Here is a 26,079-nt window from a genome sequence, read left to right as displayed (position 1 = left end):
TTCAGCCCTCCTCGATCACGGCGAGCACGGCGTCCAGGGCGACCTGGGCGCCGGTACGGGCCGGCAGTTGCGCGACCACGCCCGCGATGGGCGCGGTGACGGTGTGCTCCATCTTCATCGCCTCGACGACCACCAGCGGCTGGCCCTCGGTGACCGCGTCGCCCTCGGCGACCTTGACGGCGAGGACGGTGCCGGGCATCGGGCTGCGCAGCACCCCGTCACCGGCGGCGATGGCGTCGGCGCCGCGCTCGGCCCGTACGTGCTCGGCCAGTGCCCAGGCGTGGCCGTCCCGTCCGAGCCACAGGGTGTGGCCGTGGCGGGCGGCGGCGTACGAGAGCGTCCGGCCGTCGTAGCTGAGGGTCAGGGTGCCGTCACCGGCCAGTGAGGCGGGGACGGGCGCGGCGTCGCCGACGGCGACGAGGGCGCCGTGCGCGCGGCCCTGGACGCGGACCTCGATCGGGTCGCCGCCGGCCGGGGTGATGATCCAGGGCGTCCAGGCGGGGGCGCCGGGACGCCAGCCGTCCGGGACGGCCCAGGGGTCGGGGTCGCCGGTCTCCAGCGCCAGCATGCGTTCCAGCGCGGCGGCGGCGAGGACCTCGTCCGGTACGGGACGGGACGGGGCCAGGTCATCCAGGGAGCGTTCGACAAGGCCGGTGTCCAGGCGCCCGGCGGCCACCTCGGGGTGGGCCAGGAGCGTCCGCAGGAACGCGACGTTGGTGGGGACGCCCAGCAGCGTGTACGAGGCGAGCGCGCGGTCGAGGCGGTGCAGGGCCTCGGCGCGGTCGGTGCCCCACGCGATCACCTTGGCGAGCATGGGGTCGTACGAGCCGCCGACCTCGGTGCCTTCGGCCAGGCCCGAGTCGACGCGGACGTGCTCGCCGGACGGCTCGTTCAGGAGCAGGACGTCCCCGCCCGTCGGCAGGAAGCCGCGCGAGGGGTCCTCGGCGTACACGCGGGCCTCGACGGCATGGCCGCGCAGGGGAGGGGCCTCGCTGAACGGCAGCGGCTCGCCGGCGGCCACGCGCAGCTGGAGTTCGACGAGGTCGAGGCCGGTGACCAGCTCGGTCACGGGGTGCTCGACCTGGAGCCGGGTGTTCATCTCCATGAAGAAGTACTCGCCGGGCCGGTCGGCCGAGACGATGTACTCGACCGTTCCGGCGCCGGTGTAGCCGACCGCGCGGGCGGCGGCGACCGCGCTGGCGCCCATCCGCTCGCGGGCGGCCTCGTCCAGCAGCGGGGACGGGGCCTCCTCGACGATCTTCTGGTGGCGGCGCTGCAGGCTGCACTCGCGCTCGCCGAGGTGCACGGTGGCGCCGTGGGAATCGGCGAAGACCTGGATCTCGATGTGCCGGGGGTTCTCGACGAAGCGCTCGACGAGGAGGGTGTCGTCGCCGAAGGACGCCCGGGCCTCGCGGCGGGCGGAGGCGATCGCGTCGGCCAGCTCCGGTTCCTCCCGGACCAGCCGCATGCCCTTGCCGCCGCCGCCCGCCGACGGCTTGATCAGCACGGGCAGGCCGGTGGCCAGGGCCGCCTCGGCCAGGACGGCGTCCGACAGGCCCGCCTCGTCCCGGCCCGGGACGACGGGGACCCCGGCGGCCGCGACGGTCCGCTTGGCGCGGATCTTGTCGCCCATCGCCTCGATCGCCTCGGGCGGCGGGCCGATGAACACCAGCCCGGCGTCCGCGCAGGCACGGGCGAAGGCGGCGTTCTCGGCCAGGAAGCCGTAGCCGGGATGGATCGCCGCGGCGCCGGTCCGGCGGGCGGCCTCGATCACCGCGCCGATGTCGAGGTAGGACGGGATCCGTACCGCCTCGTCGGCCTCCCGGACGTGCGGGGCGCGGGCGTCGGCGTCGCCGTGCACGGCGACCGACCGGATGCCGAGGCGGCGCAGGGTCCGGAACACCCTGATCGCGATCTCGCCCCGGTTGGCCACCAGAACGCTGGGGAACGGCATGGTCGTGCTCCTCACATCCGGAAGACGCCGTAGCCGACCGGCTCCAGCGGGGCGCCGGCGGCGGCGGACAGGCCGAGGCCGAGGACGCGGCGGGTGTCGCGGGGATCGATGACGCCGTCGTCCCAGAGCCGCGCGGTGGAGTAGTACGGGTTGCCCTGCCGCTCGTACTGGTCGCGGATCGGGGCCTTGAACGACTCCTCCTCCTGCGCCGACCAGGCGTCGCCGAGCTGGTCGCGGCGGACGGTGGCCAGCACGCCGGCGGCCTGCTCGCCGCCCATCACCGAGATCCGGGCGTTCGGCCACATCCACAGGAACCGGGGCGCGTACGCGCGGCCGCACATCGCGTAGTTCCCGGCGCCGAACGAGCCGCCGATCACCACGGTGAACTTCGGGACGCGCGCGCACGACACGGCCGTGACCATCTTGGCGCCGTGTTTGGCGATGCCGCCCGCCTCGTACTCGCGCCCGACCATGAACCCGGAGATGTTCTGCAGGAAGACCAGCGGGATCGAGCGGCGGTCGCACAACTCGATGAAATGCGCGCCCTTGAGCGCCGACTCGGCGAACAGGATGCCGTTGTTGGCGATGATCCCGACCGGGTGCCCGTGGACCCGGGCGAAGCCGGTCACGAGCGTCGCGCCGTACTCCTTCTTGAACTCCTGGAACCGGCTGCCGTCGACGATCCGGGCGATGACCTCGCGGACGTCGTACGGGGTGCGCGGGTCGGGCGGGACGACCCCGGCGAGCTCGCCGGGGTCGTACGCGGGCTCCTGCGTGGGCTCGACGTCCCAGGGACGGGGCGCGCGCGGGCCGAGCGTTCCGACGATGTCGCGGACGATGGCCAGCGCGTGCGCGTCGTCCTCGGCCAGGTGGTCGGTGACGCCGGAGATCCGCGAGTGCAGCTCGCCGCCGCCCAGCTCCTCGGCGGTGACGATCTCGCCGGTGGCGGCCTTCACCAGCGGCGGGCCGCCCAGGAAGATGGTGCCCTGGTTCCGTACGATCACGGCCTCGTCGCTCATCGCCGGGACGTACGCGCCGCCCGCCGTGCAGGAGCCGAGCACCGCCGCGATCTGCGGGATGCCCTCCCGCGACATGGTGGCCTGGTTGTAGAAGATGCGGCCGAAGTGCTCGCGGTCGGGGAACACCTCGTCCTGGTGGGGCAGGAACGCGCCGCCCGAGTCGACCAGGTAGACGCAGGGCAGCCGGTTGTGCAGGGCCACCTCCTGCGCGCGCAGGTGCTTCTTGACCGTGACGGGGTAGTACGTCCCGCCCTTCACGGTGGCGTCGTTGGCGACGATGACGCATTCGCGGCCGGAGACGCGGCCGATGCCGGTGATGATCCCGGCGCCGGGGGCCTCGCCGTCGTACATCCCGTGCGCGGCCAGCGGCGACAGCTCCAGGAACGGTGAGCCGGGGTCGAGCAGTGTGTCGACGCGGTCGCGGGGGAGCAGCTTGCCGCGCCCCACATGCCGCTCGCGGGAGCGCTCCGGGCCGCCCTTGCCTGCCAGGTCGAGGTGCTCGCGCAGCTCGGTCACCAGCGTCTCGTTGTACGCGGCGTTCCGCTTGAACGCCTCGTCGCCCGGATCGGCCCGCGTGCCCAGCTCGGGTGGTCCGCTCATCCCTCGTTCACCCGTCCCTTGTTAACCATCATTAACAAAGCAGATGTTAGCCAGCATTAACAAGGCCAGTCTAGACTGCCCGCATGACGCAGGCCATCAGCCAGCCCGCCAACCCCCGCCGGGCGGAGATCCTGGGCGCCGCGGCCGAGCTCTTCGCGCGGCGGGGCTACCACGGGGTGTCGATCGGGGAACTGGGCCGCGCCGTCGGCCTGACCGGGCCCGCGCTGTACCGGCACTTCCGCGGCAAGGAGGCGGTGCTGGCCGAGATGCTGCTCGACATCAGCGAGCGGCTGCTGGCCGAGGGCGCCCGCCGCGCCGCCGACGCCGACCCCGAGCGGGCGCTGGACGCCCTGCTGCGCTGGCACATCGCGTTCGCGCTCGACAATCCGGCTCTGATCACCGTGCACGGGCGCGAGCTGGACAACGTGCCGGAGGCCGAGCGGCACGAGGTGCGGCGGCTCCAGCGCGCCTATGTCGAGGAGTGGGTCGGGGTGCTGCGCCGGCTGCGCCCGGAGGAGCCCGCCGACCGTACGCGCGCCGCCGTGCACGCCTGCTTCGGCCTGCTCAACTCCACCCCGTACAGCGCGGCGGGCCTGGACCGCGAGGCGATGGCCGCCCTGCTCCACGCCATGGCCCGCGCCGCGCTGCGGTCCTGAGGCCGGACCCGGCCGGGCGAGTAACCTGATACTTACATCCGGACCGTTCCAACCCTTGACTTCCCCCGCCCCGGCGTAGCTGTATGGACCCACCACCACCCGCGGGCCGGAGGAGTACACGCATGGGAATCGAAGGCGTCAGCTTCTACGAGATCGCCACCGCCCATCCGGAACGCCCCGCGTTCCTGGACACCGGCTCGGGCACGGTCTCGTACGGGGACCTGCATGCCGACGTCAACCGGATCTCGCACGCGCTGCGCGCCCTCGGGCTGGAGCCGGGGGACACGGTCGCCACCGTGCTGGGGAACCGGCCCGAGTTCCTCACGCTGCTGCTGGCCGCGATGCAGAGCGGCCTCTACTTCATCCCGGTCAGCCGCCATCTGACCGCCCCCGAGATCGGCTACATCCTGTCCGACAGCGGCGCCAAGGTCGTGATCACCGAGTCGGCGTTCGCGGCCGCGGTCACGGCGGCGGCGGGGGAGGCCGCGATCAAGCCCGAGGGGCGGCTCTCGGTGGACGCGGCCGAGGGATTCGGTGATCTGGCGGCGCTGCTGGAGGGACGTTCCGCCGAGCCGCCGGCCGACCGGAAGATGGGCTCGGTGATGCTCTACACGTCCGGGACGACCGGAAGGCCCAAGGGCGTGCGGCGGCCGCTGCTGGACTTCCCGCCGGAGCTGACGATGACCGTCCTGCGCCAGACCCTCGGCAAGTACCTGGAGCTGGAGCCGGGCGACGAGGTCCATCTGGCCATCGGGCCGCTCTACCACTCGGCGCCGTGCGTGCACGCCCTGATGTCGCTCAACCTCGGCCACGCGGTCGTGGTGAGCGACCACTTCGAGCCCGAGCGCACCCTGGAGATCATCCAGCGGCACGGCGTCACCAACTCGTTCATGGTGCCGACGATGTTCCACCGGATGCTCACGCTGCCCGAGGACGTCCGCGAGCGCTACGACCTGTCGTCGCTGCGGCAGGTCTACCACAGCGCGGCGCCGATCCCGGTGGACACCAAGCGGCGCATGCTCGACTGGTGGGGGCCGGTGCTGTGGGAGTACTACGGCTCCACCGAGAGCGGTCCCGTGGTGGTGGCCAAGCCGCACGACTGGCTGGAGCATCCCGGTACGGTCGGCCGCCCGGTCGAGGGCGTGGACATCAAGATCTTCGACGAGGCGGGGGAGGAGCTCCCGGCCGGCGAGCCCGGCCTCATCTACGCGCGCGGCCAGGTCGGCTTCGAGTACCACCGCGACCCGGGCAAGACCGCCTCCAGCATGCTCGGCGACTACTACACGCCCGGCGACATCGGCCATCTGGACGAGGACGGCTGGCTCTACATGAGCGACCGCCGGACCGACCTGATCATCTCCGGTGGGGTGAACATCTACCCCGCCGAGATCGAGGCGGCGCTGCTGCAGCATCCGGCGGTGGCCGACGTGGCGGTCATCGGCGTCCCGGACGAGGACTGGGGGCAGCGCGCCGTCGCCCTCGTCCAGCCCGCGGACGGCGCCGTGGCCGGCGAGGCCCTGGCCGCCGAGCTGCTCGCGCACTGCGAGCCGAGGCTGGCCAAGATCAAGCACCCCCGGCGGATCGAGTTCCGTGCCGAGCTGCCGCGTACCCCGTCAGGAAAGCTCAGCCGGAGCCGCGTACGTGACGGATACCTACGTGAGCAGGCCGAAAGGGCCTAGCGGCGGCAGTGGTGAAAATGCCGCGAGATACCTCGAACGCCTAGGGACGCGGATGCGTACAACGGCACATGACGGACCAGAAGGTCGCTCCACTCGATGGTCACAAGATCGTTCCCCGGCATGCCGCCGACCGGATGGACGGCCCGGCGGCCCGTCCCGGCGAACCCGACGAGAAGGGGGTCGCCCGTACCGGTGAGGGCCGCGGCTCCGGCCCGGACGCGGGCGCGGAGGTGGCGCGGGTCGGTGACCCCGTCGCGGTCTGGCCATGCGCCAACTGCGGGCGCCCCGTACCGCAGCCCGTACGCGGCGCCCGGACGGTCCGGCACTGCCAGGACAACGACGGGATGTGCGGGACGGAGGCCCGGCGGCGGCGCGACCGGGGCCGGGACGTCCCCGGGCTGACCGGGCAGGTCGCCTCGGCCTGGGAGATGGTGGAGCGGCTGGAGACCGCCGCCGACCGGCTGGCCGGCTCGCTGGCCGCCGAGCTGAGCGTCGCCGGGGTCGAGCGCCGGGTCGCGTCGGCCCACGCCGAGGCCGCCGCGCAGGTCGCGGTGGCCCAGGAGGAGCGGGACGCCTCGCAGCGCCAGGCCGAGCACGCCTGGCGGGAGGCGGCGTCGGGCCGTGCCCGTGCCGAGGCCGCCGACCGCGACGCGGCCGCCGCCCGCGAGCTGGCCGGTCAGGCCGTGACCGAACGGGACGCGGCGCGCCGGGAGGCCGCCGCCGCCAAGGACACCGCCGACCAGGCCATCGCGTCCAGGCTCGCCGCCGAGAAGGAGCGCGACCACGTCGTCGGGCGCGAGGGCGAGCTGCTGGCGGCGCTGGAGGCGGCCCGCTCGGAGCTGGTCACCCTGCACGGCCGGCTGTCGGAGACCGAGACGATCGTGGAGGGGCAGCGGATCGAGTCCGCCGCCACCCGGCGCGCCACCGACGACCTGCGCGCCGCCGTCCGGGAGGCCGAGACCAAGCGCGGCCAGGCCGTCGCCGACCGGGACCAGATCCAGGCCAGGATGCACGAGTTCGAGCAGGCCAACCTGCAGATCACCCAGACCGCCGAGGAGTTGCGCGCCGCCGTCACGGCGCTCACCGGCGAGCGCGACGCCGCCCGCGCCGAGGCCGAGCGGGCCCGCCGCCGGGTCGACTCGCTCACCCAGCTCGCCGCCCCCCGCCACGGCAACCGGCCGCAGGTGGAGCAGGAGCCGCCGACCGGGCTGCATCCGCTGAACGGCGTGCGCCTGCCCTCCACCGGCTGACCGGTACCGCCGAACGATCGTCCAAGGAGGTGGTCGCACTTCCCCAGAGCATCGGCCCTACCGGCCGCCGTGCCGCACCGGGGTGGCACGGCGGCCGGTGCCGCTGTCCCGTTCCTCTCGCTCCCGCAGGTAGTGCGTGTAGTCGATCGCTCCGGCGTGGACGGCGGCGTGCACCGCCCGGGCGATGCGCGCGCCCCAGACCGAACGGGGCCCCGCGAACGGCTCCGCCTCTTCCGCGGCCTCCGTCCCTTCAAGACCAGGGATGGGCGCGGCGACGCAGATGGCGTCCGAGGCGGTGCCCGTACAGGGGTATCCGGCCTCCAGGAGCGCCTGCGTCTTGGCCTCGGTCGCCGTCATGACCGCGTTGACCAGCGCCGCGTCGGACAGTGCCGCCGGTACGTGCACGACGATGTTGATCGTTCCCGGCCGCCAGTCGGAGGTCAGGGGCGCCAGCTCCGGATCGGTGCCGCCGGCCGGGGCCGCGGCCCAGGTCGGGACCCGCAGGCCGACCGTGGCGGCGGCGGTCGCGCCCTCGTCCTCGTGCCGCATCGTACGGTCCACCGAGGCGGCGGTGAGCAGCCCGACGCCGGGACCGCGCAGGCCGTACGAGGCGGCCAGCTCCCCGATGTGCGCGGCCGGGTCCGTGCGCGAGTAGTGGCTCGCGACCTGGGCGTTCAGGACCCAGCCGGCCGGGCCGATGCCGCCGCCGGCCATCGCCGAGGAGATCATGCGCAGCCCCGGCCCGGCCCGCCAGACCGTCGCGCAGAAGCGGTCGCCGTCCTCCTCGCGCCACACCGTCTCGAGTCTCATCGCACCATCAGGGGGGAGGTCATGGAGTGCTCCAGGGTCTCATCGCGGCCGTTCGGGGGACAGGATCGGACGGCCGCCGGCACCGGTCGTGACCTGGACCCGGGCGTCGAAGTGCGCGGCGACGGTGTCGCGGGTCAGGACCTCGGCGGGCGGCCCGGCGGCCGCCACCCGCCCGCCCGACAGCAGCAGCAGGCCGTCGGCGTACTGCCCGGCCAGCGTCAGGTCGTGGATCGTGGTCACCACGGTCAGCCGGTCGGCCAGCCGCAGCCGGTCGATCAGCTCCAGGACCTGCTGCTGGTGGCCGATGTCCAGGGCCGTCGTGGGCTCGTCCAGCAGCAGTACCGAGGCCTGCTGGGCCAGCGCCCGGGCCAGCACGACCCGCTGCCGCTCGCCGCCCGACAGCCGGTCCAGCGGGCGGCCGGCCAGCCCGGTCAGGTCGAGCCGTTCCAGTACCTCGGCGGCGATGGCACGGTCGCGGGCGCTCTCGCGGCCCAGGTACGGGATGTACGGGGAGCGGCCGAGCAGCGTGTAGTCGAAGACCGCCATCCCGGCGGGCAGGCTGGGGCTCTGCGGCGCGTAGGCGACCAGCCGGGCCCGTTCCCGGGGCTTGAGCGTGCGCGGGTCCGTCCCGGCGATGCTGACCTCGCCCGGACCGGGCCGCAGCCCGAGGATCGCGCGCAGCAGCGTCGACTTGCCCGCGCCGTTGGGCCCGATGACGGCCGTCCACGACCCGTGCGGTACCTCGAGTGAGACGCCCCGCAGGACCTGCCGGCCGTCGAGCGTGACGTCCAGATCGCGCGCCATGATCGTCATATCGGTTCGTCCAGGGGTGGGAGCCGGGATGGTCCGCGCCGCCCGGGTCATGTTTCCACCTGCCCGCGCGCGGTGCGCAGCACGAGCACGAAGAACGGCCCGCCGACGAACGCCGTCACGACGCCCAGCGGCAGCTCGCCCGGCGCGACCACGCTGCGCGCGACCAGGTCGGCCAGGCCCAGGAACGCCGCCCCGCCCAGCAACGACAGCGGCAGGACGACCCGGTAGGACGCGCCGGCCAGCCGCCGCACCACATGCGGGACGACGATGCCGACGAAGCCGATCAGGCCGCTGACCGCCACCGCGCAGGCGGTGGCCAGCGACGCGGCGACCAGGACGACCAGCCGTACCCGCGACGCCGAAAGCCCGAGCGCGGCGGCCTCCTCGTCGCCCACGCCCAGCACGTCCAGCAGCCGGCCGTGCAGCAGCAGGATCACGCTGGAGACCAGCGCGTACGGGGCGACCATGGCCAGCTGCCGCCAGTCGGCCGAGCCCACCCCGCCCAGGATCCAGGAGTAGATCCGCTGCAGCTCCTCGGCCCGCGCCTGCTGCAGGAACGTCTGCACGGCCGCGAGGAAGCTGGACACCGCGACGCCCGCCAGGACCAGCGTCGCGCCGCCCGTACCGGCGCCTCGCCCGGCCATGCTGCCCAGCGCGTACGCCAGGAAGACGCCGCCGATCGCGCCCGCGAACGCCGCCAGCGGCACGGTGTAGGCCGGGTCGCCGGGCGTCACCACGATGATCAGCGTCGCGCCGACCCCGGCCCCGGCGGCGGCGCCGAGCAAGTACGGGTCGGCGAGCGGGTTGCGGAAGACGCCCTGGTAGCCGGCCCCGGCCATGGCCAGCAGGCCGCCGACCATGGCGCTCATCAGGACCCGGGGCAGCCGCAGCTCGAACAGGACGTTCCGCTCGATGACGCTGAGCCCCGAGTCGGCCGTGACGAACGGCACCCGGTCCAGCAGGGCCAGCAGCACCCCGCCCAAGGGCAGGCCCGCCGCGCCGACGAGCAGTCCCGCCGCCATCGTGGCCAGCAGGAGCACCACCGCCACGATCAGCGGCAGCGGCCGCAGCCGCGCGGGGGCCGGCCCTGGGACGGGCTTGCTCACTGCGCGGCCGGGGCCTTCTGTACCGCGTCGCCGATGGCCTTGACGAAGTCGGGCAGGCGCGGTCCCCACCGGGAGGCGATGTCGTCGTCGAGCTCGATCACGCCGTCCTTCTTCACGGCGGTGAGGTCCTGCCACCCGGGGCGCTTGGCGACGACCGACGCGTTCTGGCCGCAGCACTTGGTGTCGCCCAGGAAGATCAGGGCCGGGTCGCTCTTGACGAGGTACTCGCGCGACAGCTGCGGGTAGCCGCCCGCCGCCTTCTCGGCCTTGTCGGCGATGTTCTGGAGCCCGAACAGCCCGTACACCTGCCCGATGAAGGTCTTGGAGGTCACGGTGTGCAGCTGGTTGTCGAGCTCGTGGTAGTACGTGAGGCCCTTGCCCTTGGACGAGGCCGCCACGGTCTGCTGGATCTTCGCCCGGATGTCGCCGGTCAGCTTCGTCGCCTCGCCGGTGCGGCCGGTGGCGGTGCCGAGGTCCATGATCTCGTCGTACGCCTCGTCCAGCTTGGTGGCCGCGGGCTCCAGCAGCACCGGCACCTTGACCTTCTCCAGGGCCTTGACGATGCCGTCCATGTCGTCCGACAGCACGACCAGGTCGGGCTTGTGGGCGATGATCGCCTCGGCGTTCGGCTTGAACCCCGACAGCTTGGTCTTGGGCGTGTTCGCCGGGTGGGTGGAGTACTCGTCCACCGCGACGACCTGCGGCCCCGCGCCGATCGCGAACAGCGTCTCGGTGTGGGTGGGCGACAGCGACACGATCCGCTTGGGGACGGCCGGGATCGTGACGGCGCCGTTGGCGGCCTGGACGGTGACCGCGCCGCCCGCCGCCTCGTCCGGTGCCTTCTCGCCGGAGCCGCAGCCGGCCGCCAGCGTCAGCGCGCTGATCATCACGGCCGTGCCGAGGGCGCGTACGGGTCTCAAAGGGGGCCTCCATGGCTACGGGAAGGCAGGACCGCCGCACCGGGGAGGTGACGGATCGCCCTTCCACGAGGTCGAGAATCGTCGGCGCGCGAGAGGCGACCTGGCTCGGCCCATGGGAGGGCATCACAGTTGCGGGACAGCGCCGGGATCACACCGGACTTCGCTCCAGAACGCGCTTGAAGTGCACGTTATCAGGCAGCCGGGTCCGGTCCGCCGACGGCTCGGGTGCGGTCAGCCCTCGGGGACGGGGTCGGACGCCGCCCGATCCCGGCCCTCCATGAAGAAGTCGTGGATCGCGGTCGCGCCCGGCAGCTCGGTCAGCGGACGGGCCGCGCCGAACGGGGCGGACCAGAACGCGCCGGTGCGCCGCTTCCAGGGGACCACGTACGCGTACGGCTCGCCCAGGTAGGTGTCACCGGCCGAGACACCGTAGTTGACCTCGTCGACGACGACGGTCACGTCGAAGTGCTCGGGCCACAGCACGGGTGCCATGCCGGGGGCGAACCGCCGGAGCGCCTCGTCGCCGCGTGCGAAGGCCGCCTGGACGCGCTCGGCGGCGCCCGCGTCGATCCCGATCAGGTCGTCGAGACCGGCGTCCCCGCCGCCCTTGTAGAGGCCCTCGGGGGCACCCGCCTCGACATCGGCCGCCGTGCCCAGCTCTCGGTAGGTGGTGCCGTTCATCGGGATCACCCGGTCACCGGCGACCAGTTCGGTGCCGGCGACGCGCAGCGCGGGCTCGGCGACCGTCGCGAAGCCGTCCGGGGTGATCGCGAGCCGGATCGTCCCGGCGGCCCGGTACTGCGGCCCGGCCAGGAGCAGCTCGGCGACCCCGTGCAGGGCCCGGCGCGTGGTGGTCAGTTCGTCCATGACGCCACGGTAGTCCGGAGCTCTGACGCGGGCGAGGTCCCGGGCGCCCAGCAGGGAAGGAAGGGAGGCAAGCCGTCCTGCCTTCGCTGCTGGGCGCGCTGTCCGTTCCCGGCCGGTATTTCCGCATCGGTCATGATGAGGGTGTGCGCGAACCCGACCCGCTGTCCCTGTTCACCCGCGACGGCGTCCGCATCGACGCCGGCCACAGCCCCGGCGACGGCGGCCTGTGCTTCGTGGTGGCGCACGGGTTCACCTGCTCGTGGCGGCAGCCCGTGCTGCGCCGGATCTCCGCGGCGCTGACCGCGCACGGCGGCGTGATCGGCTTCGATCTGCGCGGCCACGGCCGGTCGGGGGGACGCTCGACGGTCGGTGACCGCGAGGTGCTCGACATGGAGGCGGTCGTGGCGGCGGCGCGCAGGCGCGGGTACGAGCGCGTCGCGGTGATCGGGTTCTCCCTGGGCGCGGCCGTCGCCGTCCGGCACGCGGCCCTGTGCGGAGGCATCGACGCCATCGCCTCCGTGAGCGCCCCCGCACGCTGGTACTACCGCGACACCGTGCCGATGCGCCGCATTCACTGGGTCATCGAACGGCGCATGGGCCGCCTCGCCGTGCGCCTGGCCCGGGGCACCCGAGTGGCCCCGAAGGGCTGGAACCCCGTGCCGGAGGCCCCGCACGAGGTCGTGTCCCGCATCGCCCCCGTACCGCTGCTGGTGGTCCATGGGGACGCCGACCCGTTCCTGCCCCTGGAGCACGCCCACCAGCTGTACGACGCGGCACGCGACCCGCGCGAACTCTGGATCGAGCCGGGCTTCGGCCATGCCGAGGTGGCCGCGACGCCCGACCTCATCAAGCGCATAGGCGAATGGACCGTCGCCCGGTTGTGAGGGGCTGACGTCCTCATCGTCTCTGGGCGGTCGTCTCTGGGCGCCGTTATCCACAATTTCCCGGGCCCTCCCGATCAAGCCCCGCCGGTGCCCACCATCGAGGGATGACCGCACGCATCAGCTGGCGCCATGCCGGCACCACGATCGGGGCCGGCGCCGAAGAGTCCCCGGCCGCGAGGGCGGCCCTGATCGGGCGGCTCGGCCCGTCCGGTGTCGTGGCGCGCCGTACCGCCGCCTGGATCTGGGGCCTGGACGTCCTACCGCCCGGCCTGGACGAGCCGGAGTGGGACGTCGATCTGGCGAGGGACCGCGACGTGCCGCCCGGCCACACCACCGCGGAGTCCGGCGTCCACGTCACCACCCTGGGGCGTACCGCTCTCGACTGCGCCCGCTGGCTCCCGCGCGGGGAGGCCGTCGCGGCCCTCGACCAGTTCCTGCGGCACACCGACATCGGCTCCCTCGAACTCATGGCCGGCGGGCTGAAGGCCTACCGAGACTCCGTCCGCCTGCGCGACGTGCTCCGCCTGGCGGACCCCGGCGCCGCGTCACCGGGGGAGACCCGGACGCGCCTGCTGATCCTGGGTGCCGGCTTCCCGCGTCCCCGTACCCAGATCCAGGTCCCCGGCCCGCGCTGCGAGCCGCTGTCCATCGACCTCGGCTACGAGGAGTTCCGCGTCGGCATGGAGTACGACGGTGAGGAGCACCACACGGGTCGTCTCGCGCGCGTGCGCGACGAGGGGCGCCGCCGGTGGCTCGCCCGCGAGCACGGCTGGGAGATCATCCCTGTCACCCGGGACGCGCTGTCCCGGCCGGGCCCCTACCTGGAGGCGCTCCTGACCGCCCTGCTCCACCGGGGCTGGAGCCCCGACGACAGGACCATGGACCGCATCGCCGTCCGCCTGGCCCATCTGGAGCGCTGAAAATGATCTACATTGTAAAGGGCGGAGGCGGTGGCCGTCCCGGCCGGTCCCCTAGGGTGAGGGACTCTGATCGAGGGGGTTCACATGCAGCGGTTCGACGGTCCGGAGGCCGGTGGCGGGGTGGAGGATCCGCTGGTCGGGCTGGTGCGCGCGGTGATCGAGCAGCAGGGGTACGGCTGTACGGTGATCGACGCCGACCAGCTGGAGATCGCGTGGCCGGGACGTTCCGAGCCGAGCCGGATGTATCTCACCAACCTGCGGCAGCAGGTCGCGCGGGAGCCGCGGGACCAGTGGCCGGGGATCGTGTCCTACTTCGTGGACGCGGTCATCTCCGCGGCCGACGACGACCGCGGCAACGCGCTCGACGACTACGCGCTGGTGCGGCCTTCGCTGCGGACGCGGTTGTACCGCGACGACTTCCAGGCCGACATGGAGCTCGTACGGCGGCCGGTGGTACCGGGCCTGATCGAGGTGCTGGCCATCGACAAGCCGACGTCGGTGGTGCTGGTGAGCGTCGACCTGGCCGCGAAATGGGACACCGGCGGGGACGATCTGTTCACGGTCGCGCGCGAGAACGTCCGCGCCGACGGCCCGCTGGAGGTGGAGGACGAGGACTTCGACGGGGTACGGCTGTTCTCGCTGGGTGGCGAGACCGCTTACGTCACGGCGCATGCGCTGTGGGCGGGCGATTACATGGTGACCGGGCGGCACGGTGCTCTCGTCGTGCTTCCGACGCAGGGCGTCATGCATGCCACGCCCGTCGACGGGGCGGACGTGGCGGCGGCGATGAACCTGATGGTCCGGGTCGCGTGGGGCGGTTTCCAGGAAGGGCCCCGGTCGGTCAGCCCCGACGTCTACTGGTGGCGGGACGGCGCGCTGCGGCCGGCGGGCGCGGTCGAGGAGAGCGACGGCACGCTGGCGGTGTCGATCAGCCCGGAGTTCCAGGACCTGCTGGAGGCTCTGGTACGGGAGTGACGCGGTGCCGCAGCGTGCGCCAGGTGACCAGCCCGACCGGGACCGGTGCCCAGAACGTGATGAGGCGGAACAGCAGGACCGCCTGCAGGGCGGTGCCGGCGGTGATGCCGACGACGGTGAGCGCGGCGACGAGGGCGGCCTCGGTGGAGCCGACCCCGCCGGGGGCGGGCAGCGCCGCTCCGGCGGCGGCGCCGACGAGGTAGGCGGCCAGCAGCGGCAGGATGTCGTCGGGTGACGCGGCGCCGGGGACGGCGAGCACGCTGAGGGCCAGCGCCAGGCCGAGCACGAACGTGGTCGCCGCCGAGGCCGCGAGCGTGAGGGCGAGGTCTCCCGGGCGGCGGCACAGGTCGGTCAGGCCGCTGAGGGCGCGGCCGACGGCGGGGGAGCGCAGGGCGCGGCGGATCAGCAGGACGGCCACCGGCAGCAGGAGCGCGGCGGTGATCAGGGCGGGGGCGGGCGGCAGCAGTTCGACGGCGCGTACGGCCTGCTCGGCGACCGTCTCCAGCATCCGGGAGTCCTGGGCGATCAGGAGCACGATCGCCAGCAGGATGAGGTCGGCGGGCGCGCCGGCGATCTGCAGCGCGGCGACGGCGACGGCGGCCTTGGGCAGCGGCATGCCCCGGCAGACGAGGTAGCGGGTGTTGACGGCCACGGCGCCGAGACCGCTGGGCGTGACGCGGTTGGCGGCGGCCGCGGTGAACTGCGTCAGCGTCGTCTCGTACAGCGGCAGTTTGAGCCCGGAGGCGCCGCGTAGCGCGACGGCGGCCAGGACGTAGTGCAGGACGGACAGGATCGCGAGGGCCGGCAGGAACTCCCAGTGGATGTCGCTGAACGCGGTGACCGCCGTCCGCAGCGGCTCGTCGCCGTAGAGCGCGAGCAATGCCGCGAGGAGGGCGACCGGCACGATCGCGGCGATGCCCCATCGGAGCAGGCGGTTGCGGGCGAGCCCGCGAGCGAACCGGAACGGGGCGATGCCCGGTGCGGCGTGTGAAGGGCCGGCCTCGGCGGTGAGGACGGGCTGGAGGTCGGCGAGGCTGGACGGAACGTTGCATGGCGCGGCGCTGCCGCCTGGGGCCAGGGACCCGGCGGGCGCCGCGCGTTCGGCGCCGGCGGCGATCGTCTCCACACCTTCGTTGTCGTCTACTTGTCTGAAGGTTATGCGACCGGCCGGTTCATCATGGACGAACAGGCGGCGGCCGTGTCACGCGGCCGGCTGGAAGCGCTGGTCGCGGGTCTGGGAGCCGATGTAGCGCAGGGTGCTGCGCAGCGTCCAGTGGTTGAGACGGGTGGGGACCATGCGGTAGCCCTGCCGGTTGGCCAGGGCCAGGGCGGCGAACTGGACCTGGTCGGCGGCGCTCCACGGGATGTCGAAGCGGTCCCGGACGATCGGCGGCAGGCAGCCGAAGGTGATCAGGCGCAGCGGGCGTTCGGCGACCAGGCGCCCTGCGCGTTCGAGTCGGGCGCCGCCGACCGGCATGAGCGAGACGGTCTCCGAGCCGTACCTGGCGATCTCCAGCCCGCGGGCGGCGGCGGGGGTGAGCTCGAGGGTCCTGGCGCACACGTGCCAGAACTTGGACTGGAACGCGGCGTAGTCCGGCGGTACGGGGCGCATGCTGACGCCGTACCGGGAGTACCAGGTGACGGTCTGGGCGTAGAGGCGCTCGCGGTCCTCGGCGGTGAGGGCGCGGGGGTGGAAGACCTCGGCGGCCTTGAAGATCTCCCAGGTGAACGTGGCGTGCGCCCACCAGAACGTCTCGGGCTCCAGGGCGTGGTAGCGGCGGTGGTGCTCGTCGACGCCGCCGATGGTGCGGTGCAGGTCGCGGATGTCGTGGCCGCGCCGTTCGGCGTCGGGGGCGAGGATGGTGGCCCAGATCTGGGGGACGGACCGGTAGATGCGGTCGAACGGGGCGTTGAAGAAGGCCGAGTGCTCGGAGACGCCGGCGCCGATGCCGGGGTGCAGGAGCTGCATCAGGCCGGCGGCGGCGCCGGGGAGCAGGGAGCGCATGTCGCCCGCGTAGGACCACAGCAGCGAGCCGGGGCCGAGCGGGGCGGGCATCGGGTCGACGGTGATCGCGCACCTCCAGGATGACGTGCCTCTCCGCGCCATGATGAGACAAGAACCAAGATTTGTCTAACGTCTTGGACGCCCGCCATCCCGGCCCTCACCCGCCGTCACTCCGCTCCGTTCACTCGTGGCGTGTTCGCCCTTCCCAGCGGGGCCGTAAGGCGAACACGCCACGAGTCGACGGTCAGGAGGCGGGCTTGTAGACGGCGACGGCGCAGGCGCTGCCGAGGCCGATGTTGTGCTGGAGGGCGACGCGGGCGTTCTCGACCTGGCGCTTGCCGGCCGTTCCGCGCATCTGCCAGGTCAGCTCGGCGCACTGGGCGATGCCGGTGGCGCCGAGGGGGTGGCCCTTGGAGATGAGGCCGCCGGAGGGGTTGACGACCCACTTGCCGCCGTAGGTGGTGGCCTCGTCGTCGACGAGCTTGTGCGCCTCGCCGACCGCGGCCATGCCGAGCGCCTCGTACGTGATGAGCTCGTTGGCGCTGAAGCAGTCGTGCAGCTCGATGACGTCGACGTCCTCGATGCCCACCTGGGCCTCGTCCATCGCGCGCTTGGCGGCGAGCTGGGAGACGCCGAAGCCGACGACCTGGATGGAGGAGTTGTCGGCGAAGCTCTCGGGGGTGTCGGTGGCGATGTACTGGCCGGCGATCTCGACGGCCTGGCCCCACAGGTCGTGCTCGTCCAGGAAGCGCTCGCTCACCACGAGCGCGGCGGCGGCGCCGTCGGAGGTCGGCGAGCACTGCAGCTTGGTCAGCGGGTCGAAGATCATCGTGGCGTTCTTGACGTCGTCCAGCGAGTACTCGGTCTGGAACTGCGCGTACGGGTTGTTCACCGAGTGCTTGTGGTTCTTGTAGCCGATCCAGGCGAAGTGGTCGGCGGTGGAGCCGTACTTCTCCATGTGCTCGCGGCCGGCGTTGCCGAACATCTGCGGCATCGGGGCCTTGTCCATCTCCCAGGCACGGCCCGCGGCCATGGAGGTGAGGTGGTGGTCGATGATGGTGACCTTGGACTCGCCCATGCCCGCGCCGAGCGAGCCCTTCTTCATCTTCTCCATGCCGAGCGCGAGCGTGCAGTCGGCGAGCCCGCCGCGGACGGCCTGCCGCGCCATGAACAGCGCGCTGGAGCCGGTGGCGCAGGCGTTGGCGACGGTCATCACGGGGATGCCGGTCATCCCGGTCTCGTACAGGGCGCGCTGGCCCATCGACCCGTACATCGAGCCGGCGTACGCCTGCTCCACCTTGTCGTAGCCGATGCCCGCGTCCTCCAGCGCCTTGCCGACGGCCTCCTTGGCCATGTCGGGGTACTCCCAGTCGCGGGAGCCCGGCTTCTCGAACTTGGTCATGCCCACGCCGACGACGAACGTGCGGTTGGCCATCAGATGCCCGCCTCCTCTAGTGCCCGATACCGGTGCATCGATCTACCGAATCATGTTCGGATTCACGATAACCCGCGGCACCCAGCGAGCGCTCGCTTGATCCCGGTGCACGAGACGGTCAGGGCATGAAAGCGGAGGCGGGCTCCCGTGGCCGGCCTGCACTGTGGCCGGCCGGCACCGTGGTCAGGCGGACATCTCCTCGGCGAGGGCCTTGGCGAATCCCGCGATGTCGTCCTCGGTGGTGTCGAACGCGCACATCCAGCGGACCTCGCCGGCGCGCTCGTCCCAGGTCGAGAACGCGTAGCGCTCGCGCAGCCGGGCCGCCACGTCCGGCGGGATGATCGCGAAGACCGCGTTCGCCTGCACCGGCTGGGTGATCCGCACGCCCGGCACCGCCCGTACCGCCGAGGCCAGATGCTGGGCCATCGCGTTGGCGTGGGTGGCGTTGCGCAGCCACAGGTCACCGTCCAGCAGCGCCACCAGTTGCGCGGACAGGAACCGCATCTTGGACGCCAGCTGCATGCCCATCTTGCGCAGGAACTCCATGCCGCGTACCGCGCCGGGATCGAGCACCACGACCGCCTCGCCGACCATGAGGCCGTTCTTGGTGCCTCCGTACGACAGCACGTCCAGGCCCGCGTCGGTGGTGAACGCCCGCAGCGGTACGTCCAGCGCGGCGGCGGCGTTGGAGACGCGGGCGCCGTCCATGTGCAGCAGCATCCCGCGCTCGTGCGCGCACGCGGCGAGCGCCGCGACCTCCTCCGGCGTGTAGACGGTGCCCATCTCGCTGCTCTGGGTGATCGAGACGACCTTCGGCTGGGCGTGGTGCGGGTCGCCCCAGCCCCACGCGTACCGGTCGACCAGCTCCGGGGTCAGCTTCCCGTCGGCGGTCGGTACGGGGATCAGCTTGAGGCCGGCGACCTTCTCGGCGGCGCCGCACTCGTCCACGTGGATGTGCGAGGTCGCGCTGCACAGCACCGCGCTCCACGGATCGGACATGGCCTGCAGCCCGACGACGTTGGCGCCGGTGCCGTTGAACACCGGGTACGTCTCGGCCTGCTCGCCGAAGTGGCGCCGCATCACCTCGCGCAGCCGCGCGGTCTCGCGGTCGTCACCGTACGCGGGCTGGTGGCCGCCGTTGGCGGCGGTGATCGCGGCCAGGATCTCGGGATGGACGCCGGCGTGGTTGTCGCTGGCGAATCCGCGTACGTGCCGGGGGTCAGTCGGAGAGGTCAACGCGCGTTCCGTTCAGCTCGGCGGCGGGTCGGTTCCACAGGTCCGCGATGATGCGGCCCAGGTCGTCGACGTGGGTGAAGCCCTCGAACTTCGCGTCCGGCTTCTCGTCCTGCATCCGGTCGTTCAGCAGCGCCTTGACCACCAGGACGACGGCCGCGGCCTCGGTGCCGGTGAACGAGTCGGCCAGCGCCAGCGTCCAGGCCTCCGAGGCCGCCTTCGCCGCCCCGTACGCCGCCACGCCCTGGCCCGGCCGCCGCGCCGCGTGCTGCGACACGATCGCGACGCGACCGCCGCCGGGCGCGGACCGCAACTGCTCGTGGAAGGCGAGCGTGGTGTGCTGCAGGGTACGGATCAGCAGGTCGTGCAGGAAGTCCCAGTCGGCCAGGTCGGTGTCGCCGAACGTCGCGCCGCCGCGCCAGCCGCCGACCAGGTGGATCAGGCCGTCCACCCGGCCGTGCGCGGCGGCGATCCCGCGGGCCCATTCGCCGGTGGCGGCGCCGTCGAGCAGGTCGATGACGGCGGGCGTGATCCGCTCGTCGTCCCACTCGTGCGGGATCCGGTCCGCGGCGATGACCCGGGCACCGCTCGCCGCGAGCGCCCGGACGACCGCCTGGCCGGTGGGGCCGCCCGCGCCCGCCACCACGACCACGCGGCCCCCGTGCTGGGGATCGTGCTGGGGATCGCGCTGGGGATCAGAGGACTGGGAGTGCGAAGACTGCGTCATGGCTCCATTGTCACGCAGGCACGATGCCGAGTGATCACGGGCAGGTGAGCAGGGCCGGGTGAGCAGGGCCGGGTGCTCAGGAGGCGCGGTGGGCGTCGGTGCCGTTGAGCCGCTGCGGTCCGGTCTCGACGGCGGGCGCGATCGGCGGTGCGGCCGCCAGCGGCGGCGCGGTGCTGAGCCGGGTGCGCAGCGCGTCGACGTCGTCGCCCAGGCGGGCCACGGTCGCCTGCAGATCGCGCCACAGGCCGGCGCGCTGCTCCATCCGGGTGAGCTTGCCGCGCAGGTCGGTGATCCGGTTCTCGGCCGTCTCGAGCCGGGACCGGTTGGCGGCCGACTCGCGGCCGCCCCGGATCAGCCCGGTGGCCAGCGAGGTCAGATCGCGCTCGGTGTCGTCCATCCGCTCGTCGATCCGGGGCAGCAGCCGGTCGTTGAGCTGGCCGACCAGCGAGTCCAGTTCGGTGCGCAGCGCCCGCAGATCGCGGTCCTGCCCCTCGATGACCTGCTCGAGCCGGTGGATCCGCGCGTCGCAGGCGGCGAGCCGCTCGCGTTCGGACTGGCGTTCCCGATCCTCGACGACCGCGGCGAGCAGGTCCAGCCCGGCGCGCAATCGGTGCTCCGCCTCCGCGGCGGCACGGCGGACGAGGGACGAGAACATGGTCATGATGCTCCTCAGGGTGGGGAGTCGGTAAGGGGACTCCTAAAACTCTAGGCGAACGGCACGGGAACGGAGCGTGTCGCCGAGGTGTTCTTTGGATGTACCGCACCGCTATGCCCTGGTCACGCACGGTGGCGGGGACGGAACGGGCGGCCCGCCGAAGGGGGCGGTCCGGACGGGGTCAGGCCGAGGCGACACCCGCGCCGGTCAGGTGCGCGCGGTCGTTGTAAACGATCGCGCCCAGCCGCTCGCCATCGTGCCGCCAGCGGGTCACCGAGCAGTTGGCGACCGGGGTCTTCTCGATCTCCATGACCTCCCGCTCGGAGAGGTTCTCCACCAGGTAGCGGGTCATCACCACGATCGCGTCATGGGTCGCCACCAGCACCCGCTCACCGTCCGCGGCGCCGGACCCGCGCCGCCGGGCCGCCTCGTCCTCGACGTCGCGGTAGAAGCTGCGCAGCCGCAGCGCCAGGTCGGCCCAGGACTCGCCGCCGGGCGGCCGGTAGTAGAACTTGCCGAGCCGGGCCAGCCGGTCGGCCTCCTCGGGATGGCGGCGGCGGATCCCGGTCGGCGTCAGCCCCTCCAGGATGCCCTGCTCGCGGTCGCGCAGCCGCTCGTCCACCCGGACCTCGACGTCGACCGGCGCCTGTGCCAGTGCGATCCGCGCGGTGTCGACCGTGCGGATGTACGGGGAGGTCAGCACGCGGGTGGGGCGCTCGTTCTCGGGCAGTGCGGCCAGCCAGCGGCCCAGGGCCTCGGCCTGCGCGCGGCCGGTGGGAGTGAGGGCGATGTCGGCGTCGCGCTCGGTGATGCCGCTCTCCTCGGCGTCGGTGTCCCACACCGCCTGGTAGGCCAGGTTGCCGGTGCTCTCCCCGTGCCGGACGAGGTTCAGCCACTGGAGCGCGCTCACGCGAGCCATGATCCCATGCCGTACGGGGTGGGACGTCCAGAATGTGCGGCACGCGCGGGAGGGCGGCGGCCCCGCCGCCCGTGCTCTACAGCCGGTAGTACTCTCGGAGTCCTATGACGAACGCCCTCGCCAATGTGATCATCGTGGTGGCGCTGCTGGTGGCCGCGTACAGCCTGGTCAGCTCGCTCCGGGACCGCGCGATGGACTGGTGGCATCTGGGCGCGCTCGGCGTCCTGGAGGCGCTGCTGATCGCGCAGCTCGTGCTCGGTTTCGTGAAGCTGGGCGAGGACGGGGCCGGGCCGGCCGAGCCCGCCACGTTCGTCGGCTACCTGATCGGGATCCTGCTGATCCCGGCCGCGGGCGCCGGCTGGGGACTGCTGGAACGCACCCGGTGGGGGCCGGGCGTGATCGTGGTCGCCTGCCTGTCGGTCGCGGTGATGATCGAGCGGATGCGGCAGATCTGGCAGGGCACCGTTGCCTGAGAACACGAACCCGAAGCCGTCAACGAACCCGAACCCGCCAACGAACCCGACCGGCAGCGGGCCTGGCCGGCTGCTGGTGGCCGTCTACGCGATCTTCGCGCTGGCGGCCGGGGCGCGGGCGTCGGTGCAGATCGCCGCCCGGTTCGACGAGGCGCCGGTCGCGTACGCGCTGTCGGCGTTCGCCGCGCTGGTGTACGTGCTGGCGACCGTCGCGCTGGCCCTGGGCGGCCGGACGTCGCGGCGGGTCGCGCTGGTGGCCCTGTCGATCGAGCTCGCCGGCGTGCTCGTCGTCGGGACGCTGAGCCTGATCGACCCGGCGGCCTTCCCGGACGCGACGGTCTGGTCGGTGTACGGGCGCGGGTACGGGTTCATCCCGCTGGTGCTGCCGATCGTGGGCCTGTACTGGCTGCGCCGTACCGGCCGTGCCTCCCGTACGGATGAGTCCCCGGCGCGCGGCGAGGGCTGAGCGCCGGGTTCGGGTACCTCCGGCGGGGATCCCCTTTTGGGGGTCGCACTATGTGTCCGGGCATCCCCGCTGGAGGAAGCACCCTCTCCTGTCGCGCTCCTGTCGCGCCCTCCTCTCGCGCCCTCCTCTCAGGCGGCGGTCATGGTCCGGCCGCCGATGGGCAGCGCGTGCACGGCGGCACGCGCGATCGTCTCGACGTCTTCGGGCGTGTAGTCGGCCACCGGGTTGCCCAGGATCCAGCGGACGGTCTTGAGCGGCGGCGCGAACAGGATGGAGTCGGCGCGGAACGGGGCCTTGCGCACCTTCCCGCCGTGCACCACCAGCACCGGGACGACCTTGACCTCGATCCCCGACCGCTCGGCGATCAGCGCGCCCGCGGTGGCGGCGGTCTCGGCCAGGTCCCGTACCATCCGCGTCTTGGTCCGGCCGTCGACGAACAGCCGGCCGCCGTGCGCGCCGATCTCGGTCTCGGGATGCCAGGCGTCGTTGTGCAGCAGCCAGAGGCCGCCCGGTCCCACCACGAGCTGGTCGGCGCCGCCGTGCCCGGGGACGGTCCGGGCGTACAGCACCCGGTGGCCCCGGCGCTCCAGCGTGCGGCGCAGCAGCCGGGCCATCCGCTCGTCGCCGCGCAGCCCGCGCCGCCACACGCTGGATGCGTTATAGCCGTGCCAGTGGAAGTAGGCGTCGGCAGCCGCAACGACCACGGCCATCACGACTCCGAAAACGGCGTGGACGAGGGCCCCGCACGACAGCAGCGTCAGCCCTGCCAGAATTGCGCGGTTGCGGACCCTGCTCTTTCGGCCGCGCTGCCACAGCTCCTCATAGACGGCCTGCGGGGATCCGCCGGTGAAGGCGTCCCTGCCCCTGAGATAGATGGAGCTGCCGAACATCCTGACCTCCCTTGCCCCTGGTCTGACGCTGTTCATTATTGAATACCCGTTCCTTTGCCGAGAGGCGACCCCCGGTGACGGAAGTGAGCCGGAAAGGCAATGGCCGGGTGAAAGAGGTATTGCCATGTCCGATCCCTGCCGCAGCTTCTCCCGTGTACCGATGAAGTGGGCTTGAGAACGTTCTACGGGTAATGGCGTAAAACGCGATGCAATTTACACCGCAAGGGTCGGCGGCAAATCGGGCAGTGGCATTTATCACATGCGGCGGTCCGGATGGGGGCACCCGTGCGCGCGGGCGGCCACACTGGTCGGATGGACCTCCCCGTACGCGCCGCCGTCCCCGCGCTGATCGCGGCCCTGGCCGGACGGGGCGTGGCCGTGCTGTCGGCGCCGCCGGGCACCGGCAAGACCACGTTCGTCCCGCTGGCGCTCGCCGGCCTCGTCCCCGACCTGCCTCCCGGGCCGGGCCCGGCGGGCAAGGTGATCGTGGTGGAGCCGCGCCGGCTGGCCGCGCGGGCGGCGGCGCGGCGGATGGCGTGGTCGCTGGGGGAGCGGGTGGGGCGCTCGGTGGGCGTCACCGTCCGGGGCGAGCACCGGCCCGGCTCGCTGATCGAGGTCGTCACCACCGGCGTCCTGCTCCAGCGGCTGCAGCGCGAGCCCGAGCTGGACGGCGTCGCCACGGTCATCCTGGACGAGTGCCACGAGCGGCATCTGGACGCCGACACCGCGCTGGCGTTCATGCTGGACGTGCGGGCCGCGCTCCGTCCCGACCTGCGCCTGATCGCCGCGTCCGCGACCGCCGACACCGGCCCCTGGTCCCGCCTCCTGGGCGACGGCGACCCGGCTCCCGTGGTGGAGACCGAGGCCGCGCTGCACCCCGTGGACGTCGTCTGGGCCCCGCCGGAGCGCCCGCTGCCCCCGCCGCACGGCATGCGCGTCGACCCGGCGTTCCTGAGCCACATCGCGGCGACCGTACGGCGCGCCCTGGCCGAGCATGACGGCGACGTGCTGTGCTTCCTGCCCGGCGCCGGGGAGATCGCCAGGGTCGCCGGGATGCTCCTCGACGCCGGCGCCGAGGTGCTCCAGGTGCACGGCCAGGCGCCGCCCGCCGTCCAGGACGCGGTGCTGGCGCCGGCGGAGCGGCGCCGGATCGTCCTGGCCACCTCGGTCGCCGAGTCGAGCCTGACCGTCCCCGGCGTACGGATCGTCGTGGACGGCGGACTGGCCCGCGAGCCCCGTACCGACCATGCCCGCGGCCTCGGCGCGCTGACCACCGTGCGGGCCTCGCGCGCGACCGCCGACCAGCGCGCCGGGCGTGCGGGACGCGAGGCGCCCGGCACCGTCTACCGGTGCTGGCCGCGCGCCGAGCACGACCGGCTGGCCCCGCGCCCCCGCCCGGAGATCGAGCTGGCCGACCTGACCGGCTTCGCGCTGCGGATCGCGTGCTGGGGCGATCCCGACGCGGGCGGCCTCGCCCTGCTCGACCCGCCGCCGGAGGCCGCCCTGCGTGCGGCCCGTACGACCCTGCACGCCCTCGGTGCCGTCCACGACGGCCGGGTCACCGAGCGCGGCCGCGTGCTCGCCCGCGTGGGGGTGGAGCCGCGCCTGGCCCGCGCCCTTCTCGATGGCTCCCGTGAAGTCGGTGTACGGGCCGCCGCCCAGGTGGTGGCGCTGCTGTCGGAGCCGCCGCCCCGTTCGGCCGGTGACGACCTGACCGCGTCCTGGCGCTCGCTGCGCCGCGAGGGCCCACCCGCCGACGCCCACGCCGCCCGCTGGCGGGACGAGTCGCGCCGCCTCCAGAAGGCCCTGTCCGACCTGCCCGCCGGTGACGTCGCGGGGGAGAGGCGCCGTTCGGGCCTGAGCGACGACGTGGTGGCGGGGACGGTGGTGGCGCTGGCGTTCCCCGAACGCGTCGCCCGGGCGCGGCCCGGGACGGGCTACCTGATGGCGTCCGGGACCGGCGCCGTCCTGGCCGAGGGCTCGGCGCTGGCCGCCGCCCGGGCGCCGTGGCTGGCCGTCGCGATCGCCGACCGCCCGACCGGGTCGGCCTCGGCGCGGGTCCGGCAGGCCGTGGTGATCGACGAGGACGCCGCCAGGTTCGCCGCCGCGCCGCTGCTGGCGCGCGAGGACGAGGTCGCCTGGCGGGACGGGAACGTGGCCGCGCGGCGGGTCGAGCGCCTGGGCGCGATCGAGCTGGCCGCCGAGCCGCTGGCCCGTCCCGATCCCGCCCGGGTACGGGCCGCGCTGGCCGACGGCCTGCGCGCCGAGGGCCTGGCGATGCTGACCTGGACACCGGCGGCCGTCGCCCTGCGCGAGCGCCTGGCGTTCTGCCACCGGGCCCTGGGCGAGCCCTGGCCCGCGATGGACGACGCGGCCCTGCTGGAGCACGTGGAGCAGTGGCTGGCCGGGGCACGGCGCCGGGGCGATCTCCGGCGCGTCGACGTCGCCGGCGCGCTGCGCGGACTGCTGCCGTGGGAGTGCGCGGCCCGGCTGGACGAGATGGCGCCGGAACGGATCGAGGTGCCCACCGGCTCGAGGATCCGGGTCGACTACTCCGCCGAGCAGCCCGTTCTGGCGGTGAAGCTGCAGGAGCTGTTCGGCTGGGACGCGGCGCCCCGGCTGGCGGGCGGGCGCGTACCGCTGGTGGTGCATCTGCTGTCACCGGCGGGACGCCCCGCGGCGGTCACGGCCGATCTCGCCTCGTTCTGGCGCGAGGGCTACAAGTCGGTACGGGCGGAGCTGCGCGGCCGCTACCCGCGCCATCCGTGGCCGGAGGACCCTGCCGAGGCCGTCCCGACCCGCCGGATCAAGCCCCGCCGCTGA

At 73.4% G+C, this 26,079-nt stretch carries 24 protein-coding genes; 9 read left to right on the top strand and 15 right to left on the bottom strand.

Going from position 1 to position 26,079, the window contains the following annotated elements; genetic code table 11:
* Position 1: 1 nt before the first annotated feature.
* The gene (locus ACH34Q_RS00195; protein ID WP_395980586.1) at positions 2-1,954 is read right to left on the bottom strand and encodes a biotin carboxylase N-terminal domain-containing protein; all 1,953 of its coding nucleotides are present in this window, start codon (positions 1,952-1,954) and stop codon (positions 2-4) included.
* An 11-nt stretch (positions 1,955-1,965) separates the two neighbouring features.
* Positions 1,966-3,573, bottom strand: a complete 1,608-nt coding sequence (locus ACH34Q_RS00190) for a carboxyl transferase domain-containing protein (protein WP_395980585.1) — start codon at positions 3,571-3,573, stop codon at positions 1,966-1,968.
* Positions 3,574-3,656: 83 nt separating this feature from the next.
* Here ACH34Q_RS00190 and ACH34Q_RS00185 point away from each other — a divergent pair, with 83 nt between their 5' ends.
* The 3 genes from ACH34Q_RS00185 to ACH34Q_RS00175 all read left to right on the top strand — a co-directional run bounded on the left by ACH34Q_RS00185 (position 3,657) and on the right by ACH34Q_RS00175 (position 7,158).
* Positions 3,657-4,229 (top strand): TetR/AcrR family transcriptional regulator, encoded by a 573-nt coding sequence (locus tag ACH34Q_RS00185; protein WP_395980584.1) that lies wholly within the window; start codon positions 3,657-3,659, stop codon positions 4,227-4,229.
* Between the two features lie 122 nt (positions 4,230-4,351).
* Positions 4,352-5,908 carry an AMP-binding protein gene (locus ACH34Q_RS00180; protein WP_395980583.1) on the top strand — a complete coding sequence of 519 codons (1,557 nt, stop codon included), beginning with the start codon at positions 4,352-4,354 and terminating at the stop codon, positions 5,906-5,908.
* Positions 5,909-5,976: 68 nt separating this feature from the next.
* Positions 5,977-7,158, top strand: coding sequence for a chromosome segregation ATPase (locus ACH34Q_RS00175; protein ID WP_395980582.1), 1,182 nt, complete (start codon positions 5,977-5,979; stop codon positions 7,156-7,158).
* Between the two features lie 57 nt (positions 7,159-7,215).
* Here the strand turns inward: ACH34Q_RS00175 and ACH34Q_RS00170 are convergent, their stop codons facing one another.
* The 5 genes from ACH34Q_RS00170 to ACH34Q_RS00150 form a co-directional block, all read right to left on the bottom strand.
* A complete protein-coding gene (locus ACH34Q_RS00170; protein ID WP_395980581.1) occupies positions 7,216-7,968 on the bottom strand; it encodes an adenosylcobinamide amidohydrolase in 753 nt (250 codons plus the stop codon).
* Positions 7,969-8,007: 39 nt separating this feature from the next.
* A complete protein-coding gene (locus tag ACH34Q_RS00165; RefSeq protein WP_395980580.1) occupies positions 8,008-8,832 on the bottom strand; it encodes an ABC transporter ATP-binding protein in 825 nt (274 codons plus the stop codon).
* Positions 8,829-9,803 (bottom strand): FecCD family ABC transporter permease, encoded by a 975-nt coding sequence (locus ACH34Q_RS00160; protein ID WP_395981063.1) that lies wholly within the window; start codon positions 9,801-9,803, stop codon positions 8,829-8,831. Before ACH34Q_RS00160 ends, ACH34Q_RS00165 begins: the two co-directional genes overlap by 4 nt.
* An 80-nt stretch (positions 9,804-9,883) precedes the next feature.
* Entirely contained in the window at positions 9,884-10,807 is a 924-nt protein-coding gene (locus ACH34Q_RS00155) for an ABC transporter substrate-binding protein (protein WP_395980579.1), read from the bottom strand.
* A 231-nt stretch (positions 10,808-11,038) separates the two neighbouring features.
* Positions 11,039-11,674 (bottom strand): hypothetical protein, encoded by a 636-nt coding sequence (locus ACH34Q_RS00150; protein WP_395980578.1) that lies wholly within the window; start codon positions 11,672-11,674, stop codon positions 11,039-11,041.
* Positions 11,675-11,817: 143 nt separating this feature from the next.
* Between ACH34Q_RS00150 and ACH34Q_RS00145 the strand changes: the two genes are divergently transcribed.
* The 3 genes from ACH34Q_RS00145 (at position 11,818) to ACH34Q_RS00135 (ending at position 14,453) form a co-directional block, all read left to right on the top strand.
* Entirely contained in the window at positions 11,818-12,558 is a 741-nt protein-coding gene (locus ACH34Q_RS00145) for an alpha/beta hydrolase (protein WP_395980577.1), read from the top strand.
* A gap of 104 nt (positions 12,559-12,662) precedes the next feature.
* Complete coding sequence (locus tag ACH34Q_RS00140) at positions 12,663-13,478, top strand: hypothetical protein (protein ID WP_395980576.1); 816 nt, start codon at positions 12,663-12,665, stop codon at positions 13,476-13,478.
* 84 nt (positions 13,479-13,562) lie between these two features.
* A complete protein-coding gene (locus ACH34Q_RS00135) occupies positions 13,563-14,453 on the top strand; it encodes a hypothetical protein (RefSeq protein WP_395980575.1) in 891 nt (296 codons plus the stop codon).
* Here ACH34Q_RS00135 and ACH34Q_RS00130 read toward each other — a convergent pair.
* From ACH34Q_RS00130 to ACH34Q_RS00100, 7 genes are all read right to left on the bottom strand, one after another.
* Entirely contained in the window at positions 14,407-15,579 is a 1,173-nt protein-coding gene (locus ACH34Q_RS00130; RefSeq protein ID WP_395980574.1) for a lysylphosphatidylglycerol synthase domain-containing protein, read from the bottom strand. The genes ACH34Q_RS00135 and ACH34Q_RS00130 overlap by 47 nt on opposite strands.
* A gap of 75 nt (positions 15,580-15,654) precedes the next feature.
* Complete coding sequence (locus tag ACH34Q_RS00125) at positions 15,655-16,509, bottom strand: oxygenase MpaB family protein (RefSeq protein WP_395980573.1); 855 nt, start codon at positions 16,507-16,509, stop codon at positions 15,655-15,657.
* Positions 16,510-16,702: 193 nt separating this feature from the next.
* The gene (locus tag ACH34Q_RS00120) at positions 16,703-17,893 is read right to left on the bottom strand and encodes a thiolase C-terminal domain-containing protein (protein ID WP_395980572.1); all 1,191 of its coding nucleotides are present in this window, start codon (positions 17,891-17,893) and stop codon (positions 16,703-16,705) included.
* Between the two features lie 183 nt (positions 17,894-18,076).
* Positions 18,077-19,129 carry a threonine aldolase family protein gene (locus tag ACH34Q_RS00115; protein WP_395980571.1) on the bottom strand — a complete coding sequence of 351 codons (1,053 nt, stop codon included), beginning with the start codon at positions 19,127-19,129 and terminating at the stop codon, positions 18,077-18,079.
* Entirely contained in the window at positions 19,113-19,853 is a 741-nt protein-coding gene (locus tag ACH34Q_RS00110) for an SDR family oxidoreductase (RefSeq protein WP_395980570.1), read from the bottom strand. Before ACH34Q_RS00110 ends, ACH34Q_RS00115 begins: the two co-directional genes overlap by 17 nt.
* Before the next feature lie 76 nt (positions 19,854-19,929).
* Complete coding sequence (locus ACH34Q_RS00105; RefSeq protein WP_395980568.1) at positions 19,930-20,514, bottom strand: hypothetical protein; 585 nt, start codon at positions 20,512-20,514, stop codon at positions 19,930-19,932.
* 175 nt (positions 20,515-20,689) lie between these two features.
* On the bottom strand, positions 20,690-21,427 hold the full coding sequence (locus ACH34Q_RS00100; protein ID WP_395980567.1) for a histidine phosphatase family protein: 738 nt from the start codon (positions 21,425-21,427) through the stop codon (positions 20,690-20,692).
* A gap of 104 nt (positions 21,428-21,531) precedes the next feature.
* Between ACH34Q_RS00100 and ACH34Q_RS00095 the strand changes: the two genes are divergently transcribed.
* Positions 21,532-21,900 carry a hypothetical protein gene (locus ACH34Q_RS00095; RefSeq protein ID WP_395980566.1) on the top strand — a complete coding sequence of 123 codons (369 nt, stop codon included), beginning with the start codon at positions 21,532-21,534 and terminating at the stop codon, positions 21,898-21,900.
* Positions 21,893-22,366 (top strand): hypothetical protein, encoded by a 474-nt coding sequence (locus ACH34Q_RS00090; RefSeq protein ID WP_395980565.1) that lies wholly within the window; start codon positions 21,893-21,895, stop codon positions 22,364-22,366. Before ACH34Q_RS00095 ends, ACH34Q_RS00090 begins: the two co-directional genes overlap by 8 nt.
* Positions 22,367-22,494: 128 nt before the next feature.
* On the opposite strand, the gene ACH34Q_RS00085 is transcribed toward ACH34Q_RS00090, so the two are convergent.
* Entirely contained in the window at positions 22,495-23,256 is a 762-nt protein-coding gene (locus ACH34Q_RS00085; protein ID WP_395980564.1) for an NERD domain-containing protein, read from the bottom strand.
* 312 nt (positions 23,257-23,568) lie between these two features.
* On the opposite strand from ACH34Q_RS00085, the gene hrpB reads away from it, so the two are divergent.
* Entirely contained in the window at positions 23,569-26,079 is a 2,511-nt protein-coding gene (gene hrpB / locus ACH34Q_RS00080) for an ATP-dependent helicase HrpB (protein ID WP_395980563.1), read from the top strand.

It is taken from the genome of Actinomadura sp. 9N407, from assembly GCF_044326315.1.
In the GTDB taxonomy this organism is placed as follows: Bacteria; Actinomycetota; Actinomycetes; order Streptosporangiales; family Streptosporangiaceae; genus Spirillospora.
Note: the sequence above shows the minus strand (reverse complement) of the source record. Positions and strands in the feature narration are given on the sequence as shown.

What these genes read in the sequence shown, in the direction of transcription:
- ACH34Q_RS00180 (WP_395980583.1), top strand. Translation starts at nt 4,352, where the DNA reads ATGGGAATCGAAGGCGTCAGCTTCTACGAGATCGCCACCGCCCATCCG.
- ACH34Q_RS00120 (WP_395980572.1), bottom strand. Translation starts at nt 17,893, where the DNA reads ATGGCCAACCGCACGTTCGTCGTCGGCGTGGGCATGACCAAGTTCGAG.
- ACH34Q_RS00165 (WP_395980580.1), bottom strand. Translation starts at nt 8,832, where the DNA reads ATGACCCGGGCGGCGCGGACCATCCCGGCTCCCACCCCTGGACGAACC.
- ACH34Q_RS00095 (WP_395980566.1), top strand. Translation starts at nt 21,532, where the DNA reads ATGACGAACGCCCTCGCCAATGTGATCATCGTGGTGGCGCTGCTGGTG.
- ACH34Q_RS00100 (WP_395980567.1), bottom strand. Translation starts at nt 21,427, where the DNA reads ATGGCTCGCGTGAGCGCGCTCCAGTGGCTGAACCTCGTCCGGCACGGG.
- hrpB (WP_395980563.1), top strand. Translation starts at nt 23,569, where the DNA reads ATGGACCTCCCCGTACGCGCCGCCGTCCCCGCGCTGATCGCGGCCCTG.
- ACH34Q_RS00140 (WP_395980576.1), top strand. Translation starts at nt 12,663, where the DNA reads ATGACCGCACGCATCAGCTGGCGCCATGCCGGCACCACGATCGGGGCC.
- ACH34Q_RS00105 (WP_395980568.1), bottom strand. Translation starts at nt 20,514, where the DNA reads ATGACCATGTTCTCGTCCCTCGTCCGCCGTGCCGCCGCGGAGGCGGAG.
- ACH34Q_RS00170 (WP_395980581.1), bottom strand. Translation starts at nt 7,968, where the DNA reads ATGAGACTCGAGACGGTGTGGCGCGAGGAGGACGGCGACCGCTTCTGC.
- ACH34Q_RS00125 (WP_395980573.1), bottom strand. Translation starts at nt 16,509, where the DNA reads ATGCCCGCCCCGCTCGGCCCCGGCTCGCTGCTGTGGTCCTACGCGGGC.
- ACH34Q_RS00175 (WP_395980582.1), top strand. Translation starts at nt 5,977, where the DNA reads ATGACGGACCAGAAGGTCGCTCCACTCGATGGTCACAAGATCGTTCCC.
- ACH34Q_RS00160 (WP_395981063.1), bottom strand. Translation starts at nt 9,803, where the DNA reads ATGGCGGCGGGACTGCTCGTCGGCGCGGCGGGCCTGCCCTTGGGCGGG.
- ACH34Q_RS00190 (WP_395980585.1), bottom strand. Translation starts at nt 3,573, where the DNA reads ATGAGCGGACCACCCGAGCTGGGCACGCGGGCCGATCCGGGCGACGAG.
- ACH34Q_RS00150 (WP_395980578.1), bottom strand. Translation starts at nt 11,674, where the DNA reads ATGGACGAACTGACCACCACGCGCCGGGCCCTGCACGGGGTCGCCGAG.
- ACH34Q_RS00195 (WP_395980586.1), bottom strand. Translation starts at nt 1,954, where the DNA reads ATGCCGTTCCCCAGCGTTCTGGTGGCCAACCGGGGCGAGATCGCGATC.
- ACH34Q_RS00185 (WP_395980584.1), top strand. Translation starts at nt 3,657, where the DNA reads ATGACGCAGGCCATCAGCCAGCCCGCCAACCCCCGCCGGGCGGAGATC.
- ACH34Q_RS00110 (WP_395980570.1), bottom strand. Translation starts at nt 19,853, where the DNA reads ATGACGCAGTCTTCGCACTCCCAGTCCTCTGATCCCCAGCGCGATCCC.
- ACH34Q_RS00085 (WP_395980564.1), bottom strand. Translation starts at nt 23,256, where the DNA reads ATGTTCGGCAGCTCCATCTATCTCAGGGGCAGGGACGCCTTCACCGGC.
- ACH34Q_RS00135 (WP_395980575.1), top strand. Translation starts at nt 13,563, where the DNA reads ATGCAGCGGTTCGACGGTCCGGAGGCCGGTGGCGGGGTGGAGGATCCG.